Origin of the sequence: Streptomyces sp. NPDC058534 (genome assembly GCF_042717365.1) — a bacterium.
Classification (GTDB): domain Bacteria; phylum Actinomycetota; class Actinomycetes; order Streptomycetales; family Streptomycetaceae; genus Streptomyces.
In genome coordinates, this window is sequence record NZ_JBHXNW010000029.1 from 7,732 (window position 1) to 24,431 (window position 16,700).

Annotated in this window: 14 protein-coding genes; 8 read left to right on the top strand and 6 right to left on the bottom strand. The window is 70.6% G+C overall.

Features of this window, described 5'->3' with window-relative positions; translation table 11 throughout:
- Positions 1–152: 152 nt before the first annotated feature.
- The 3 genes from ACFWR9_RS19185 to ACFWR9_RS19195 form a co-directional block, all read right to left on the bottom strand.
- On the bottom strand, positions 153–1,160 hold the full coding sequence (locus tag ACFWR9_RS19185) for a YIP1 family protein (protein ID WP_383843344.1): 1,008 nt from the start codon (positions 1,158–1,160) through the stop codon (positions 153–155).
- A 71-nt stretch (positions 1,161–1,231) separates the two neighbouring features.
- A complete protein-coding gene (locus ACFWR9_RS19190) occupies positions 1,232–2,533 on the bottom strand; it encodes an FG-GAP repeat domain-containing protein (protein ID WP_383843347.1) in 1,302 nt (433 codons plus the stop codon).
- Between the two features lie 182 nt (positions 2,534–2,715).
- A complete protein-coding gene (locus tag ACFWR9_RS19195) occupies positions 2,716–4,998 on the bottom strand; it encodes a (Fe-S)-binding protein (RefSeq protein WP_383843349.1) in 2,283 nt (760 codons plus the stop codon).
- Positions 4,999–5,293: 295 nt separating this feature from the next.
- On the opposite strand from ACFWR9_RS19195, the gene ACFWR9_RS19200 reads away from it, so the two are divergent.
- The 5 genes from ACFWR9_RS19200 (at position 5,294) to ACFWR9_RS19220 (ending at position 10,828) form a co-directional block, all read left to right on the top strand.
- The gene (locus tag ACFWR9_RS19200; protein ID WP_383843561.1) at positions 5,294–6,511 is read left to right on the top strand and encodes an MraY family glycosyltransferase; all 1,218 of its coding nucleotides are present in this window, start codon (positions 5,294–5,296) and stop codon (positions 6,509–6,511) included.
- 95 nt (positions 6,512–6,606) lie between these two features.
- On the top strand, positions 6,607–8,466 hold the full coding sequence (gene dnaK / locus ACFWR9_RS19205; protein WP_383843352.1) for a molecular chaperone DnaK: 1,860 nt from the start codon (positions 6,607–6,609) through the stop codon (positions 8,464–8,466).
- A complete protein-coding gene (gene grpE, locus ACFWR9_RS19210; protein WP_383843354.1) occupies positions 8,463–9,140 on the top strand; it encodes a nucleotide exchange factor GrpE in 678 nt (225 codons plus the stop codon). The genes dnaK and grpE overlap by 4 nt, the downstream gene beginning before the upstream one ends.
- A 36-nt stretch (positions 9,141–9,176) precedes the next feature.
- Positions 9,177–10,373, top strand: coding sequence for a molecular chaperone DnaJ (gene dnaJ / locus ACFWR9_RS19215; RefSeq protein WP_383843357.1), 1,197 nt, complete (start codon positions 9,177–9,179; stop codon positions 10,371–10,373).
- Positions 10,374–10,378: 5 nt separating this feature from the next.
- Positions 10,379–10,828 (top strand): heat shock protein transcriptional repressor HspR, encoded by a 450-nt coding sequence (locus ACFWR9_RS19220; RefSeq protein WP_376355004.1) that lies wholly within the window; start codon positions 10,379–10,381, stop codon positions 10,826–10,828.
- A 14-nt stretch (positions 10,829–10,842) separates the two neighbouring features.
- Here ACFWR9_RS19220 and ACFWR9_RS19225 read toward each other — a convergent pair whose 3' ends face one another.
- A complete protein-coding gene (locus ACFWR9_RS19225) occupies positions 10,843–11,232 on the bottom strand; it encodes a hypothetical protein (RefSeq protein ID WP_383843360.1) in 390 nt (129 codons plus the stop codon).
- Between the two features lie 319 nt (positions 11,233–11,551).
- Between ACFWR9_RS19225 and ACFWR9_RS19230 the strand changes: the two genes are divergently transcribed.
- Both ACFWR9_RS19230 and ACFWR9_RS19235 read left to right on the top strand, forming a co-directional pair.
- Positions 11,552–12,640: a substrate-binding domain-containing protein gene (locus tag ACFWR9_RS19230; protein WP_383843563.1), complete on the top strand. Its 1,089-nt coding sequence runs from the start codon at positions 11,552–11,554 to the stop codon at positions 12,638–12,640.
- Positions 12,641–12,790: 150 nt separating this feature from the next.
- Positions 12,791–13,828 carry a LuxR C-terminal-related transcriptional regulator gene (locus tag ACFWR9_RS19235; RefSeq protein ID WP_383843362.1) on the top strand — a complete coding sequence of 346 codons (1,038 nt, stop codon included), beginning with the start codon at positions 12,791–12,793 and terminating at the stop codon, positions 13,826–13,828.
- Here ACFWR9_RS19235 and ACFWR9_RS19240 read toward each other — a convergent pair.
- Positions 13,791–14,813: a LuxR C-terminal-related transcriptional regulator gene (locus tag ACFWR9_RS19240; protein ID WP_383843365.1), complete on the bottom strand. Its 1,023-nt coding sequence runs from the start codon at positions 14,811–14,813 to the stop codon at positions 13,791–13,793. The genes ACFWR9_RS19235 and ACFWR9_RS19240 overlap by 38 nt on opposite strands.
- Entirely contained in the window at positions 14,810–15,820 is a 1,011-nt protein-coding gene (locus ACFWR9_RS19245; protein ID WP_383843368.1) for a helix-turn-helix transcriptional regulator, read from the bottom strand. The genes ACFWR9_RS19240 and ACFWR9_RS19245 overlap by 4 nt, the downstream gene beginning before the upstream one ends.
- A 315-nt stretch (positions 15,821–16,135) precedes the next feature.
- On the opposite strand from ACFWR9_RS19245, the gene ACFWR9_RS19250 reads away from it, so the two are divergent.
- The gene (locus ACFWR9_RS19250; protein ID WP_383843371.1) at positions 16,136–16,471 is read left to right on the top strand and encodes a hypothetical protein; all 336 of its coding nucleotides are present in this window, start codon (positions 16,136–16,138) and stop codon (positions 16,469–16,471) included.
- Positions 16,472–16,700: the final 229 nt, after the last annotated feature.

The window sequence follows — 16,700 nt, forward strand, 5'->3', positions numbered from 1 at the left end:
GGGGGGGGGGGGGGGGTGGGGGGGCCCCCCGCCGGGGCTCGCGGGGGCGGCGGCGGGGCGGGTGGCCCCCCTCCGCCCGGGCGCGGTGGGGCGGGGGCGGCGGTGCCGCCCCCCCCAAACCGGGGGGGGCCCCCTACCCATGGGCGGAGCGACTAGAACGTGCCCAGCTTCACGATCGACAGCAGTGCGATCAGCTGGATCGCCGACGCGCCCAGCGCCTTCGGCCAGGGCAGGTCGTGGGAGCGGGTGACCATCAGGGTCAGGAGGGCGCCGGCCGCGATCCAGGTGGCCCAGCCGAGGATCTGGACGAAGGGCGCGTCGCCGCCGACGAACATCGCGACTACCAGGCGGGGGGCGTCCGTGAGGGACATGATCAGCATGGAGAGGCCGACCGTGGGCTGCCACGCGCCGTCGCCGCCGAGCTGGCGGGCCAGGGTGTGGGTGACCACGCCCAGGACGAAGGCGCTCAGCACCAGCGCCACCGCCGTGGTCAGGACGATCGGAATCGCGTTGGAGAGGGTGGCGTTGATCGCCTCCTCGCGGGCGCCGTCGAAGCCGAAGACCGCCAGCAGACCGTAGAGGAACGTCACGATGAGCGCCGGGGCCCACATCGCGTAGTCCCGCATCTGGAGGAAGGTCTGGTTGGGGGCGAGGACGACGCCCCTCAGCAGGTCCTTCCAGTGCAGGCGCGGGCCGGCCGGGCCGGGCGCCGAGGCGGAGCCGGCGCGGTAGGTGTCGCCCTGGTTGTAGGGGTCGTCGACCGAGAACGCCTGGGTGTGGCCCGGGTTGTTGGCCGCGTACGGGTCGTACGGGGCCTGGCCACCGTGCGGGCCCGGGTGGTGGCCGCCGTCGCCGAAGTACTCCGGCTCGCCGTGGCCGCCGCCGTGTGCCTGGGGCCACGGCGAGCCGCCCGGCCCGGGTCCGCCACCCCCGTACGGCTGCTGCGGGTACGGTTGCCGAGGCGCCGCCTGGCCGCCGTACGGCGGTCCCTGGGGCGCCTGCTGTCCGTACGGTGGGCGTTGCGGTCGCGCGTTTGGAGCGCCGTTGTCCCGGCCGCGTCCGATCCTGAATCCAGCCACGCCTTCGAACGTACCTGGTCCCGGAGAGTGACGTGCGGGGCCCGGCCATTCGGGGGACCCTTTGCCGCCGAGCTGTGACATCCCGTACGGGTGTCCCCGAGGGGGGCAGGGGAGGGCCGACGCCCTGACCAGGGGGCCCGTCCGCCCGGCCCCTAGGGGGTCAGGAACTGCGAGGTCGAGAAGGTGACCGCGGCCTCCGTCGTCACCAGCCCCTTCGCCGCGCCCCGGTGGACCTCGACCGTGTCCTTCGTGTCGCCCTGGTACGTCCGCACGACCAGGTCCGCCTTTCCGTCGCCGTCGAAGTCGCCCGCGGTCAGCACCCGCGTCGTCCCCTCGGCGGCGGGCTTCACCGTGACCGCGCCCCGCGTCGTCGGGCCCGTCCCACCGCCCGGGAGGACGCGTACGCCGGAGTCGCCGGTGACCAGCTCCATCAGACCGTCGCCGTCGAAGTCGGCGGCGTCGAGCTGGGTGCCGGGGGTGTCGAGGGTGCCCCGCCGGGGGGCGGGCAGGTCGAAGCGCAGGGCCGTGCCGTCCGGGCCGCCCACCGCCGCGTCCAGCGCCTTGCCCCGCCCGAAGGAGCCGAGGGCGACGTCGGTGCCCGCGGGGAGGGTGACGCCGGTGCGGGTGGGGCCGGCGGGGCCGCCGAGGACGAGGGACGCGGCGCCGGGGCCCGCGGAGGCGCGGACGACCAGGTCGTCGTACCCGTCGCGGTTCACGTCGGCGGCGGGGCCGGTCGGCACCTCGCCGGGGGAGAGGACGGGCGCGCCGGCCTTCCGCGGGGCGCCCTTGCGCGTGAAGGGGCCCCGCAGATAGCTGAGGTGACCGGCCGAGGCGTGCACGACCAGGTCCTCGGCGCCGTCGCCGTCGAAGTCGCCGCAGACCGGACGCTCGGGCCAGTCGTTGCCGAAGCGGGCCTTGTCGGGGACGTTCAGCGGGACCGCGCGGGCCGCCGGTCCGGTCGGGGAGCCGAAGAGGAGCTGGAGCGGGACCGGGGGGCGGCCCTGGCCGTCGTAGGGCGGGTCGGTGGTGACCACCAGGTCGGTGAAGCCGTCGCCGTCGAGGTCGCAGGTCGCCTCCACCTCGAAGACGGCCGGTGTCTGTCCGTCCGTGGGTGCGGCGTACTTCGCCGGGGTGAGCAACTGCCGTGCGCCCGGGACCAGTCCACGGGACGAGCCGTAGACGATGCCGATTCCCGCGTCGTCGGCGTGGCTCTGCGCCTTGACCAGGTCGTCGAGGACGAGGTCGCGGTGGCCGTCGCCGTTGAAGTCGTCGGGGACCTCACTGCCGTCGCCGCGCGGGACGGGCAGCGCGGCGGGGGCCTGGGCCGCTCGTACGGGGGTGGGTTCGGCGTCCTTGGTGGCGGGCGCCGGGCCGCCTTGGCCGCAGGCGCCGAGCAGCAGCATGCAGCCGACGGCCGCCGTGCCGACCTGGGTGCTTCTTCGCACGCGCACCATTCACCCCGTCCGTCTGAATCCGTGTCACTCACAACGACCGAGTAATGATGCACGCGTTCGACGAACGGCGACACCCCGGTGCATGGCGACACCCCCGGGGAACGGCGACACCGCCGGTGAACGGCGACACCCCCCGGTCCGGACGGGACCAGGGGGTGTCGGCGGAAGGGACTGCCGGGCGGCTACTTCACCGGCTCCGGCGTCGGCTCGCTCTCCGCCTCCGGCTCGCCCGCCGGGTCGGCCGGGGGCTTCACGGAGTCCAGCAGGAGCTGGGCGACGTCCACGACCTGGATGGACTCCTTGGCCTTGCCATCGTTCTTCTTGCCGTTGACCGAGTCGGTCAGCATGACGAGGCAGAACGGGCAGGCGGTGGAGACGATGTCCGGGTTGAGGGACAGGGCCTCGTCGACGCGCTCGTTGTTGATGCGCTTGCCGATCCGCTCCTCCATCCACATCCGCGCGCCGCCGGCGCCGCAGCAGAAGCCGCGCTCCTTGTGGCGGTGCATCTCCTCGTTGCGGACGCCCGGGACGGCGGCGATGATCTCGCGCGGCGGCGTGTAGATCTTGTTGTGGCGGCCCAGGTAGCACGGGTCGTGGTACGTGATGATGCCCTCGACCGGCGTGACCGGGAGCAGCTTGCCCTCGTCGACGAGGTGCTGGAGCAGCTGGGTGTGGTGGATGACCTCGTAGTCGCCGCCGAGCTGCGGGTACTCGTTGCCCAGGGTGTTGAGGCAGTGCGGGCAGGTGGCGACGATCTTCTTGGCCGACTTGGGCTTCTTCGACTCTTCGGTGACCTTGCCGTCGTCGTCCATCTCCTCGCCGAAGGCGGCGTTGAGGGACATGACGTTCTCCATGCCCAGCTCCTGGAACAACGGCTCGTTGCCCAGGCGCCGTGCCGAGTCACCGGTGCACTTCTCGTCGCCGCCCATGATCGCGAACTTCACGCCCGCGATGTGCAGCAGCTCGGCGAAGGCCTTGGTGGTCTTCTTGGCGCGGTCCTCCAGGGCGCCGGCGCAGCCGACCCAGTAGAGGTACTCGACCTCGGTGAGGTCCTCGATGTCCTTGCCGACGACCGGGACCTCGAAGTCGAGCTCCTTGAGCCACTCCAGGCGCTGCTTCTTGGCCAGGCCCCAGGGGTTGCCCTTCTTCTCCAGGTTCTTGAGCATCGTGCCCGCCTCGGACGGGAACGCGGATTCGATCATGACCTGGTAGCGGCGCATGTCGACGATGTGGTCGACGTGCTCGATGTCCACCGGGCACTGCTCGACGCAGGCGCCGCAGGTGGTGCAGGACCACAGGACGTCCGGGTCGATGACGCCGTTCTCCTCCAGCGTGCCGATCAGCGGGCGCTCGGCCTCGGCGAGGGCCGCCGCGGGGACGCCCGCCAGCTGCTCCTCGGACGCCTTCTCCTCGCCCTCCATGGTCTTGCCGCCGCCGGCCAGCAGGTAGGGGGCCTTGGCGTGCGCGTGGTCGCGCAGGGACATGATCAGGAGCTTGGGGGAGAGCGGCTTGCCGGTGTTCCAGGCGGGGCACTGCGACTGGCAGCGGCCGCACTCGGTGCAGGTGGAGAAGTCCAGCAGGCCCTTCCAGGAGAACTGCTCGACCTGGGAGACGCCGAAGACGTCGTCGTCGCCGGGGTCGGTGAAGTCGATCGCCTTGCCGCCCGACGTCATCGGCAGCAGGGCGCCCAGCGCGGTGCCGCCCTTCGCGTCGCGCTTGAACCAGATGTTCGGGAAGGCCAGGAAGCGGTGCCAGGCGACGCCCATGTCGGTCTTCAGGGCGACGGTGATCATCCAGATGAACGAAGTCGCGATCTTCAGGCCGGCGAAGAGGTAGACGAGGTTCTGGAGGGTGGAGACGTCCAGGTCCCCGAGCGCGGAGACGACCGGGTACGAGATGAAGAACGACGCCTCGTAGCCGGCGACGTGGTGGAGGGCGCCCTCCAGCGCGTGCAGCATGAAGATGCAGACGCCGACGATGAGGATGACGGCCTCGACGAAGTACGCCTGCCCGAAGTTGGAGCCGGCGAAGCGGGACTTGCGGCCCGGCTTGTCCGGCCTGCTCAGCTGGCGGATCACGATCAGGACGAGGATGCCGAGCACCGTCATGGTGCCGATGAACTCGACGAAGACGTTGTACGGCGCCCAGTCGCCGATGACCGGCAGGATCCAGTCCGCCTCGAAGAGCTGCCCGACCGCGTTGACGATCGTCAGCAGCAGGGAGAAGAAGCCCACCGCCACGAACCAGTGCGCCACACCGACGATGCCCCAGCGGTTCATCCGGGTGTGGCCGAGGAACTCCCGGGCCACGGTGACGGTGCGCGCTGCGGGATCGTCGGTCCGCGTGCCGGCCGGCACCGGCTGACCCAGCCGCATGTAGGTGAGGATCTGCAGGACGGCGCGGCCGAACAGTGCCACGCCGACCACGATCAGGACCAGCGACACGATGATCGCGGCGAGTTGCATTTGGGGGCTCCTCGGGCCTGCGAGGTTGCGAGGGGATCGATATTACTAAGCGGTAACTTATTCAGTCCGTCCGAGACTACCCCGATCCTCCGCCGCACTGTAGTCGGACGTGCGGTGATCTGCGTCGCTGAGGCAACCCTGACCGCCGGCCCGGTCGCCGGCCCGGTCGCCGGCCCGGTCGCCGGCCCGGTCGCCGGGCTGCTCGCCGGGGCTGGTCGCCGAGCCGCCCGCCCGCCCGGCGCCACGCCGTAGCAGCCGCGCAATTCATAGCAAAACGTGATATTCGGCATAGCTTATCTCCGTGCTCTACGGGATCGCCGCCGCCACCGCCTCCTTCCTCCTCGCCGCCCTCCTCGCCGCGCTGCTGCGCGCACCCGCCCTCTCCCTCGCCCTCGTCGACCGGCGCCGGCATCGGCCGGTCCCGCTCTCCGGTGGGGTGGCCGTCACCCTCGTCACCGCGCTGGTCGCGTGGGCCGGGGACTGGACCGGCGTCGTGCCGCTCGGCTCCGCGGCCGGCCGGCTGCTCCTGGGCGCGTCCGCCGTCGGCGCCCTCGGCCTCGCCACCGACGTCTGGCGGCTGCGCCGGCGCTGGGTGGTCGCCGGTACGGCCGTCGCGGCGGCGTGCGTGGTGCCGTACGGCGAGACGGGGCCGGTGGCCGGGGCGCTCGCCGTGGGATGGATCACACTGGTCGCCACCGCCTTCCGAGGGCTCGACCACGCCGACGGGGTGGCCGGCACGGTGGGGGTCGTGACCGCCTTCGGGGTCGCCGCCTGCGCCGCGGCGGAGCTGCGGGACGGGCTGGCGGTGGCGCTGCTCGCGCTGGCCGCCGCGCTGACCGGGCTGCTGCTGCACAACTGGCATCCCGCGCGGATCGCGGTCGGTGCGTGCGGGGCGCTCTTCGCGGGGTTCCTGCTGGCCGGGGCCGCCGTGTTCACCCGCGTGGGGCACGCGCCCGCGAGCGGTGCGGCGGTGCTGTTCGCGCTGACCGTGCCGGCCTGCCTGGACGTCGTACTCGTCCTGCTCTCACGCCGGCTGGCCGGGCGGCCCCCGCTGCGGGGCGGGCCCGACCATCTCGCCCACCGGCTGCGCCGGCTCGGGCTCACTCCGCAGGGCGCCGCAGTGGTCGTCGGCGGTGCCTCGTGCGGCGCGGTGCTCGTGGGCGTGCTCGTGCACACCGGCCGGCTGGACGGGACGGCGGTGTGGTGGGTGGCGGGCGGTGCGGTCGCCGCGCTGGCGGGACTGCTGCGGGTGCGGGTGTACGGGCCGCGGCACGGGGCAGGGGCGGCAGGGGCGCAGCAGGGGCAGGCGAACGGCCGGCCGCAGGCGCGGGGACTGGCGCCCGGTCGGCCGCAGGCGCGGGTGCGGCGGCCGCGCACGGAGTCCCAGGTGCCTCCCGAGGCGGTCGGACCCCCTAGGGGTGCATCCTCCCGAGGGGCGATGTTCCCGGTCCGTCAGGCCAGACGCACCGAAGAAGCGCAGGTCAGCGCTCCATTGCGTGTAAGGAACGGATAAGAGTTGAGTCGGCTCGACTCACCTCTGTTGACCGCACGAAAGCCGTCATGCACACTTGAGCCTGTTCCACTCAAGTCAGCTGGAGGTTATTCACCATGGCACGTGCGGTCGGCATCGACCTGGGCACGACTAATTCCGTCGTCAGCGTTCTGGAGGGCGGCGAGCCCACCGTCATTGCCAACGCCGAAGGCGCCAGGACCACGCCGTCCGTCGTCGCCTTCGCCAAGAACGGCGAGGTGCTGGTCGGCGAGGTGGCCAAGCGCCAGGCGGTCACGAACGTCGACAGGACCATCCGGTCGGTCAAGCGCCACATGGGCACCGACTGGAAGATCAACCTGGACGGCAAGGACTTCAACCCGCAGCAGATCAGCGCCTTCGTGCTGCAGAAGCTGAAGCGGGACGCCGAGTCCTACCTGGGCGAGAAGGTGACCGACGCGGTCATCACCGTCCCGGCGTACTTCAACGACGCCGAGCGCCAGTCCACCAAGGAGGCCGGTGAGATCGCGGGCCTGAACGTCCTGCGGATCGTCAACGAGCCGACGGCCGCCGCGCTGGCGTACGGCCTCGACAAGGACGAGCAGATCATCCTCGTCTTCGACCTCGGTGGCGGCACCTTCGACGTCTCGCTGCTGGAGATCGGCGACGGCGTCGTCGAGGTGAAGGCCACCAACGGTGACAACCACCTCGGTGGTGACGACTGGGACCAGCGCGTCGTCGACTACCTGGTGAAGCAGTTCCAGTCCGGCCACGGCGTGGACCTGTCCAAGGACAAGATGGCCCTCCAGCGCCTCCGCGAGGCCGCCGAGAAGGCCAAGATCGAGCTGTCCTCGTCCACCGAGACCTCGATCAACCTGCCCTACATCACCGCGTCCGCCGAGGGCCCGCTGCACCTGGACGAGAAGCTCACCCGGGCCCAGTTCCAGCAGCTGACGACCGACCTCCTGGAGCGCTGCAAGACGCCGTTCCACAACGTCATCAAGGACGCGGGCATCCAGCTGTCCGAGATCGACCACGTCGTTCTCGTCGGTGGCTCGACCCGTATGCCCGCGGTCGCCGAGCTGGTCAAGGAGCTGACCGGCGGCAAGGACGCCAACAAGGGCGTCAACCCGGACGAGGTCGTCGCCATCGGCGCCGCCCTGCAGGCCGGTGTCCTCAAGGGCGAGGTCAAGGACGTCCTGCTCCTCGACGTCACCCCGCTGTCCCTCGGTATCGAGACCAAGGGCGGCATCATGACCAAGCTGATCGAGCGGAACACGACGATCCCGACCAAGCGTTCGGAGATCTTCACCACCGCCGAGGACAACCAGCCCTCCGTGCAGATCCAGGTCTACCAGGGCGAGCGCGAGATCGCGGCGTACAACAAGAAGCTCGGGATGTTCGAGCTGACCGGTCTGCCGCCGGCGCCCCGCGGCGTCCCGCAGATCGAGGTCGCCTTCGACATCGACGCCAACGGCATCATGCACGTGACCGCGAAGGACCTGGGCACGGGCAAGGAGCAGAAGATGACCGTCACCGGCGGCTCCTCGCTGCCGAAGGACGAGGTCGACCGGATGCGCCAGGAGGCCGAGAAGTACGCGGAGGAGGACCACGCCCGCCGCGAGGCCGCCGAGTCCCGCAACCAGGGCGAGCAGCTCGTCTACCAGACCGAGAAGTTCCTCAAGGACAACGAGGACAAGGTCCCGGGCGAGGTCAAGACCGAGGTCGAGGAGTCCGTCGCCGAGCTGAAGGAGAAGCTCAAGGGCGAGGACACCTCCGAGATCCGTACCGCCACGGAGAAGGTCGCCGCCGTCTCGCAGAAGCTGGGCCAGGCCATGTACGCCGACGCCCAGGGTGCGCAGGCCGCCGGCGGCGAGGCCCCGGGCGCCGGTGCCACCGCCGGTGACGGCGACAAGGCCGACGACGACGTCGTCGACGCCGAGATCGTGGACGACGAGCGCAAGGACGGTGCCGCGTGACGGAGGAGACTCCGGGCTTCGACGAGAAGCCCGACGTCCCCTCCGGCGCCAGCCCTGACGACGCCGAGCCGAAGGCCGCCGCCCCCTCTTCGGAGGAGGGCGCGGCCCCGGCCGGGGACGCGAGCGAGAACGCGGGCCTGGTGGCCCAGCTGGACCAGGTGCGCACCGCGCTCAGCGAGCGCACGGCGGACCTCCAGCGGCTCCAGGCCGAGTACCAGAACTACCGCCGCCGCGTGGAGCGGGACCGCGTCGCGGTCAAGGAGGTCGCCGTCGCGAACCTCCTGACCGAGCTGCTCCCGATGCTGGACGACATCGGCCGCGCCCGGGAACACGGGGAGCTGGTCGGTGGCTTCAAGTCCGTCGCGGAGTCGCTGGAGACGGTCATCGCCAAGATGGGCCTCCAGCAGTTCGGCAAGGAGGGCGAGCCCTTCGACCCGACGATCCACGAGGCCCTGATGCACTCCTACGCACCGGACGTCACCGAGACGACGTGCGTGGCGATCCTGCAGCCCGGGTACCGGATCGGCGAGCGCACCATCCGCCCCGCGCGGGTGGCCGTCGCCGAGCCGCAGCCCGGCGCCCAGACGGTCAAGCCGGCCGAGGAGAGCACCGAGGCCAAGGACGGCCCCGACTCCGCGGAGAACAAGGAGAGCGGTGGCCCGGAGGAGGGCTGACGTCAGTAGCGGAAGCGGGAAGGAGGGACGTCGGGGATGAGCACCAAGGACTTCATCGAGAAGGACTACTACAAGGTCCTCGGCGTCCCCAAGGACGCCACCGAGGCCGAGATCAAGAAGGCGTACCGGAAGCTCGCCCGCGAGTACCACCCGGACGCCAACAAGGGGAATGTCAGGGCGGAGGAGCGCTTCAAGGAGATCTCCGAGGCCAACGACATCCTCGGTGACCCCAAGAAGCGCAAGGAGTACGACGAGGCCCGCGCCCTCTTCGGTAACGGCGGTTTCCGCCCCGGGCCGGGCGCGGGCGGCGGCACCTTCAACTTCGACCTGGGCGACCTCTTCGGAGGCGGCGCCCAGGGCGGGGGCCAGGCGGGCGGCGCCGGCGGCTTCGGCGGCGGACTCGGGGACGTCTTCGGCGGCCTGTTCAACCGCACCGGTGGCGGTCCCGGCACCGGCACGCGGACCCAGCCGAGGCGCGGCCAGGACATCGAGTCCGAGGTCACGCTGAGCTTCACGGAGGCCATCGAGGGCGCCACGGTCCCGCTGCGGATGTCCTCGCAGGCGCCCTGCAAGGCCTGTTCGGGGACCGGCGACAAGAACGGCACACCGCGCGTGTGCCCGACCTGCGTCGGCACCGGCCAGGTCGCGCGGGGCTCGGGCGGCGGCTTCTCGCTCACCGACCCGTGCCCGGACTGCAAGGGCCGCGGCCTGATCGCCGAGGACCCCTGCGACGTCTGCAAGGGCTCCGGACGCGCCAAGTCCTCGCGGACGATGCAGGTCCGCATCCCGGCCGGGGTGTCGGACGGGCAGCGCATCCGGCTGCGCGGCAAGGGCACGCCGGGCGAGCGGGGCGGACCGGCGGGCGACCTGTACGTGGTCGTGCACGTCAAGGACCACTCCGTCTTCGGCCGCAGGGGCGACAACCTCACGGTCACCGTCCCGGTCACCTACGCCGAGGCGGCTCTCGGCGGCGAGGTCCGGGTACCGACCCTGGGCGGTCCGCCCGTCACGCTGAAGCTTCCCCCGGGCACGCCCAACGGGCGCACCATGCGGGCCCGCGGCAAGGGCGCGGTCCGCAAGGACGGCAGCCGGGGCGACCTTCTGGTCACCGTCGAGGTGAGTGTTCCGAAGGACCTGACGGGGAAGGCTCGTGACGCACTGGAGGCGTATCGCGAGGCGACCGCGGACGAGGATCCGCGGGCGGAGTTGTTCCAGGCCGCGAAGGGAGCTTGATGGGGATGGACGGTCGTCGACGCAACCCGTATGAACTGACCGAGGAGACCCCGGTCTACGTCATCTCGGTGGCGGCCCAGCTCTCCGGTCTGCACCCGCAGACCCTGCGCCAGTACGACCGCCTCGGCCTGGTCTCCCCGGACCGCACGGCCGGGCGCGGCCGGCGCTACTCGGCCCGCGACATCGAGCTGCTCCGCACGGTGCAGCAGCTGTCGCAGGACGAGGGCATCAACCTGGCCGGAATCAAGCGCATCATCGAACTGGAGAACCAGGTCGCCGCGCTCCAGGCCCGCGTGGCGGAGATGGCCGACGCCCTCGACGGGGCGGCGACGGCGATGCGCCAGCGCGAGGCGGCGGTGCACGCGTCGTACCGCCGTGACCTGGTCCCGTACCAGGAGGTACAGCAGACCAGTGCCCTGGTGGTGTGGCGGCCGAAGCGGCAGCAGTCGGACTGACGCCGGCGTCGGCGTCAGCCGGGAGGCAGGTCGCCGGCCGCGTCGACGGCCAGCAGCCACATCGACTGGGCGCCGGTGCCGTACGCGGTGGCCGGCGCGTAGCCGAGGGACGCTTCCAGGGCCTCGCACTCGGCGTCCTCGCGCCACTCGGCCCGCACGTGGCCGCGACCCTTGCCGTCACCCGAGAAGTCCGGGGTGATCACGGCCTCCTCGCCGTCGACGGTCAGCGTGGGCCGGCTGCCGTCCCGGGTGCCGACGGGGATGTGCTCGTCGGTCTCCGTGCCCTCCGCGCGGTACAGCTCGACGCGGGGCAGCGCGTCGCCCTCGACGGTGACCTCCCCGAGGCCGGTGTCCAGCCGGGCGGTCAGGGCGCCGAAGCGCGGGTCCTCCGTGACATGGGTCATGAGGTCTTCCTTCGCCGTGCGGTGGCTGACGGGTGGTCGGTACGTAACAGGATTCGTACGTCAGACGTCCATGGTCGCCCGCGCGTTGTGTACGCATGTGTGATCAGGGCGTGAGAGCGCTCCCGGAAGATCTCCGCACACTGTTCGCAGAACTTTCGCCGACGAGTGGAACGTACTGTGCCCATCTCGTTAAGTGGTTTCCCTTGACGCCGATGGTGGGTGAAGCGTTGGCTTTTCAGTCACATGGGTCGCACTGCTGTACCCACGTCCCGAATCGCACCCCGAAGTGAGCCCTTACATGCGCCGTATCGCCATCACCATGGCCGCCACCTCGATGTCCCTCGTGCTGGCCGGCTGCGGCGTGCTCGGCGCGACGGAGAGCAGCGACGAGGCGAGCCCGACCAAGGGCAACGACATCACCGTGGGGCTGCTGCTGCCGGAGAAGGCGAACACGCGCTACGAGCAGTTCGACTACCCCTTCTTCAAGGCCAAGGTCGGCGAGCTGACGAACGACGCGGGCAACGTCAAGTACGCCAACGCCGAGGCGAGCGGGGCGAAGCAGACCGAGCAGATGCAGCAAATGATCGACGACAAGGTCGACGTGATCGTGCTGGACGCGGTCGACGCGCAGTCCATCGGGACCAGCGTGCAGAAGGCCAAGGACGCGGGCATCCCGGTCATCGCCTACGACCGGCTGGCCGAGGGCCCGATCGACGCCTACATCTCCTTCGACAACGAGCTGGTCGGCGAGGTCCAGGGCCGCTCCCTGATCGACGCGCTCGGCGACGGCGCGGACAGCTCCGACAAGATCGTCATGATGAACGGCTCGCCCACCGACCCGAACGCCAAGCAGTTCAAGGCCGGTGCGATGGCCGAGCTGAACGGCAAGGTGACGATCGCCCAGTCCTTCGACACCAAGGACTGGAAGCCGGAGAACGCCGAGGCGAACATGACCGAGGCGATCGAGAAGATCGGCGAGAACAACATCGCCGGCGTCTACTCCGCCAACGACGGCATGGCGGGCGGCATCATCAAGGCCCTGGAGGACGCGGGCGTCACCGACCTGCCGCCGATCACCGGCCAGGACGCGGAACTCTCCGCGGTGCAGCGGATCGTCACCGGCGAGCAGTACATGAGCGTCTACAAGTCCTACCCGCAGGAGGCCGAGAACGCCGCGGAGATGGCCGTGGCGCGGGTCCAGGGCCGGGACATCCAGTTCGACGCGCTGGCCCGCGACAAGGTCGACAGCCCCACCCACAAGGGCATCCCCGCCCAGCTCGTCCCCGTCGTCGCCCTCACCCAGGGCAACATCGACGAGACGGTGATCGCGGAGGGCTTCTACAAGGTCAGCGACATCTGCACGGCGAAGTACGCGGACGCGTGCGCGGAGATCGGGCTGAAGAAGTAGTCGCGGTACGGGCCTGGTTCCACGCCCCGGTCATACCCTCCGCAACCGGTACTTTCCGTCCCGCTCCCCCGGTGGAGCCGTGTTGCGGAGCCGGTCCCGGCCGCGCATAGTTGCGCTGCGGAGGAGCCGGAACCGGGGGTGGGATGGGCGATGGCCGGGCACGGGGCTCAGGAGCATCCGCACGGTGCCGACCGGCTGTGCGCGGCCGGGGACCGTGTGTACTCCCGGGCCGTACGGCGCGGCCGGGTGCCGCGCCAGGACGCCGGACCGGTCCCCTGCCTCCTGGAACTGGCCCTGCTGCACCCCGACCCCGACGACATGGACTGGCTGGTGCCGACCTCGCCGCAGGAGGTCATGACGCGGCTGCTGCGCGGGGTCCACGACGAGGTCAGCGCGAGTCAGCGGCGGGTGGGCTCGGCGGTGGAGGCCTTCGAGTGGTACGCGGGGCTCGGCCGGCTCATCCACTCCTCGGCCGGGGCGGAGAGTTCGGCGATCCGGGTCCTCGACGGGCTGGCCCGTATCCAGACCGCGATGGACGAGGCGACGCAGGCGTGCACGACGGAGGTCCTGACCGTGCAGCCCGGCGGCATCCGGCGTGAGGCGGAGCTGTCGGAGGGGCTGCACCGGGCGCTGGCGTTGCGCGGGCGCGGGGTGCGGACGCGGGACCTGTACACGCACGTCGCCCGGCACGGGCAGGGCCTGCTCAACTACCTGGAATTGATGGGCGACGCGGTGGAGGCCCGCACCCTGGACGAGGTCATCGACCGTCTTATCCTCTTCGACCGCACGGTCGCCTTCATCCCGGCCAACACCGACCGCACCATGGCCCTGGAACTGCGCCACCCCGCGATCGTCGCCTACCTCGTCACGGTCTTCGAACGCCTCTGGCGCCTCGCGATCCCGCTCTCCGCCGCCCTCCCCGACACCGGCATCGAGGGCATCTCGCACCGCGAGCAGTCCATCGCGGCGCTGCTGGCCGAGGGCCACCAGGACGCGGTGATCGCGGAGCGCCTGGGCATAAGCGTCCGCACGGCCCGCGCGCACATCGCCCGCCTCTCGGAGACCCTGGGCGCGGCCAGCCGCACCCAGCTGGGCGTCCGCATAGCCCAGGCGGGCCTGGACGCCACCTCACAGGGCGTCCCCGCCCCCGTCATCCTTCCCGGTCAAGAATCCCCGACTGCCCGATGAGATACCCGAGCTGAGCCCGGCTCTCGCTGCCGAGGGTGGCGGCGAGCTTGGCGATGTGGACACGGGCGGTACGGACGTTCATGCCGAGCCGCTCGGCGATGTCGGCGTCGGTGTGGCCTTCGACGAGGAGGGACGCGATGGTGCGTTGGCGGGGCGTGATGCCGCCCAGAGACGGGCGTTGAGCAGTCTCGGGATGCATGGGCGTGGCGAGTCGCCACAGGCGCTCGAAGGTGGTCACGAAGTACGAGATGAGGGCGGGGTGGCGGACCTCCAGGGCCAGCGTGGCTTCTCCGTCGGCGGGGATGAAGGCGATCTTGCGGTCGACGACGATGAGCCGGTCCGTCACCTCGTCCAGGGAGCGTGCCTCGGCGTCTCCGCGCAGCTGCTCATAGCGGGCCCTGACCATCGGCAGATGGCGCTGTGTGTGCTGGTAGAGCGTGCGGATGCGGGCGCCTCGGTCGAGCATGTCCTGGTCCCGGCGCAGGGACAGGGTCTGGGCCACTTCCCCGCGCCGGTCACCGTAGTGGGCGTTGGGCTGTATGCACAGCAGCTCGCTCGTCGCGTCGGACATGACCTCGCTGATGGCCTGGTTGATCTGCGGGACTCCGTTGAGGACCCGAACGGCCCCGGCGTCCCCTCCGGCCGTGCGGCGGCCGTCGACCAGCATGAGAGGTTCGAACGTCGCGGCCAGCCGGGCTTCTCGCCGCCGCTCCGCGGCCACACGCTGTGCCGAGGAGTCCAGCATCCGGTGCAGGGCGACAGCAGGGGCGACCGGTTCGAGCCAGTCGAGGTCACCCACCGTCGGTTGCAGCAGTCCGTAGTCGGTCAGGCAGGGCACCGCCAGGGCCTCCCGGGCGGGCACCCGGCCTTCACGCAGGGCTTGTGTGTAGAGGTCAGTCCCCGCCGCACAGAGTTCCTCCGGACCGTGGTCGAGGTGCGGCTCGATCGGGCGCTCCCCCCTCGCGTCACGCGCCTCCCCCGTCACGGGCCGGCCTCATTCGCGATTCCGTTCTGGTCCTGTTCCAGGATCCCCGACTGGGCTATCAAGTAGCCGAGTTGAGCGCGGCTCCCGCTTCCCAGGGCCAGGGCCAGTTTGGCGATGTGGGCACGGCAGGTGCGGACGTTCATGCCCAGACGGCGGGCGATGGCCTCGTCGACGTGGCCTTCGACAAGCAGCTTGGCTATGGAGTGCTGGATGTCGGTGATGCCATCGGGGGCGGTCTCGTAGGGTGCGCCGGCCGTGAGTGGCACCGCGCGGCCCCAGATGAACTCGAACACCTTGATCAGGTAACGGACGAGACCCGGGTGCCGGATCTCCAGGGCGACCTGGCGGTCGTCCCGGATGGGGATGAAGGCCACGGTCTCGTCGCAGATGATGAGCCGTTCGACGAGTTCGTCGATGGTGCGGTACTCGGCCTTCCCGTTCGGGAACTGGTCCACGTACGCCAGGCGCTCGGGGCTGTACCGCGCCGTGTGCTGGTAGAGGGTGCGGATCCGCACGCCCCGCTCGATGAGGGTCCGGTCGCGTCCCAGTGCCTCGATGAGCCGACGTTCGGGGTGCCGGGCGCTCGGCTGGACCGTGAGCATCTCGATCAGGCACTGGTCCGTGGCCAGGTCGAGGGCGGCGTTGATGCGGTCGAGTCCCTCCAGCACGGTGATCGAGTGGGTCGGCGCCGCGCCCTGCGCGCTGAGCGCCATGAAGGGCTCGAAGGCCGCGGCCAGTTCGATCGACGTCCGCCTCCGCTCGGATATCTCGTGCTCGATCGGATTCAGTCGCCGCGCGAGGGCGACCGCGGGTGCCACGGGAAGGAGCCAGTTGGCATCGTCGGGGTCGGGGTGCAGGAGGGCGAACTCCATCAGGCAGGGGACGGGTTCCGCCTCCGCGCGGGCAATACGTCCAGTGCGCAGCGCGTTCGCGTAGAGGCGCGCCCCCTCCTCACACAGTTCAGTAACTGCATGGGGATGTGTCGCTTTGGCCTGATTTGTTGTCAAATCTCCACCCCCCAGGGTCCTGAACGTGCAGGAACATGATGCACCGATTGTGTGGCCATGACGTGCCTGAATGAGCCATCGTCTTATCCGACGGGGGAAGAGGGGACCTTCAAGTGAGGACGAAGCCGACTATGTCTAAGAGAATGCTTCGCTCGGTGCTTGTCGCCGCCTTCTCCGCCGTTGTGGCCTTCGGAACACTGAGTGGCCTCTCCGTGGCGAAGGGTGACGCCCGAGCGGACAGCGCCTGGTCAGTGGAAGCGGTGACCGCCTCCCCGGCCGGAGAAGCTCTCACTGACGACAGTGCGTGGTCCTGACATGACGACGCCACCCGACGACCGCTCCTTCCGCCGAGAAATGGCCACCGCCTACCGCTCCGGCTGGCACTTCATCGACCTGGTCACCGCGATCCCCCACTCCGGTGACTCCCTGATGGTGACCGTCTTCGGCGAGCCGGTCGTCGTCACGTTGGACGAGGACGGTGACGTGCGGGCGTACCGGTGTCTGCGGCGGCCTCGGGGGGCGCCGCAGCCAGTGCGGTGTGCCATTCGGTACGGAATGATTTTTGTGAACCTGGACCAGCGGGACCACCGGCTCGCGCCGCCGGAGGTCTCCGACATCAGGACCATCTCGGCCACCCCCCGCAGTGCCTGACGCGATTCCCCCGTCGTAACAAATCGCTCAGGTGCTTCCCCCCGGCAGCGGCGTCACCGTGACCTGAACACGGTGACGCCGCTGTCGTATGTGTGGAGACATTTCCGGGTCTCGCCCCGTATCGGTCTCATCCCGGCATGGCCGTACACAGAACCTCCCCCGTCATTTCTTGAGTGAAATAGGCTCAACTTTGTGTACGTTGTGTGAGTCAGCACTGGGAGACATGGAG

What these genes read in the sequence shown, in the direction of transcription:
- ACFWR9_RS19220 (WP_376355004.1), top strand. Translation starts at nt 10,379, where the DNA reads ATGGACGGTCGTCGACGCAACCCGTATGAACTGACCGAGGAGACCCCG.
- ACFWR9_RS19195 (WP_383843349.1), bottom strand. Translation starts at nt 4,998, where the DNA reads ATGCAACTCGCCGCGATCATCGTGTCGCTGGTCCTGATCGTGGTCGGC.
- ACFWR9_RS19250 (WP_383843371.1), top strand. Translation starts at nt 16,136, where the DNA reads ATGACGACGCCACCCGACGACCGCTCCTTCCGCCGAGAAATGGCCACC.
- ACFWR9_RS19225 (WP_383843360.1), bottom strand. Translation starts at nt 11,232, where the DNA reads ATGACCCATGTCACGGAGGACCCGCGCTTCGGCGCCCTGACCGCCCGG.
- ACFWR9_RS19190 (WP_383843347.1), bottom strand. Translation starts at nt 2,533, where the DNA reads ATGGTGCGCGTGCGAAGAAGCACCCAGGTCGGCACGGCGGCCGTCGGC.
- ACFWR9_RS19185 (WP_383843344.1), bottom strand. Translation starts at nt 1,160, where the DNA reads ATGTCACAGCTCGGCGGCAAAGGGTCCCCCGAATGGCCGGGCCCCGCA.
- ACFWR9_RS19235 (WP_383843362.1), top strand. Translation starts at nt 12,791, where the DNA reads ATGGCCGGGCACGGGGCTCAGGAGCATCCGCACGGTGCCGACCGGCTG.
- dnaJ (WP_383843357.1), top strand. Translation starts at nt 9,177, where the DNA reads ATGAGCACCAAGGACTTCATCGAGAAGGACTACTACAAGGTCCTCGGC.
- dnaK (WP_383843352.1), top strand. Translation starts at nt 6,607, where the DNA reads ATGGCACGTGCGGTCGGCATCGACCTGGGCACGACTAATTCCGTCGTC.
- ACFWR9_RS19230 (WP_383843563.1), top strand. Translation starts at nt 11,552, where the DNA reads ATGGCCGCCACCTCGATGTCCCTCGTGCTGGCCGGCTGCGGCGTGCTC.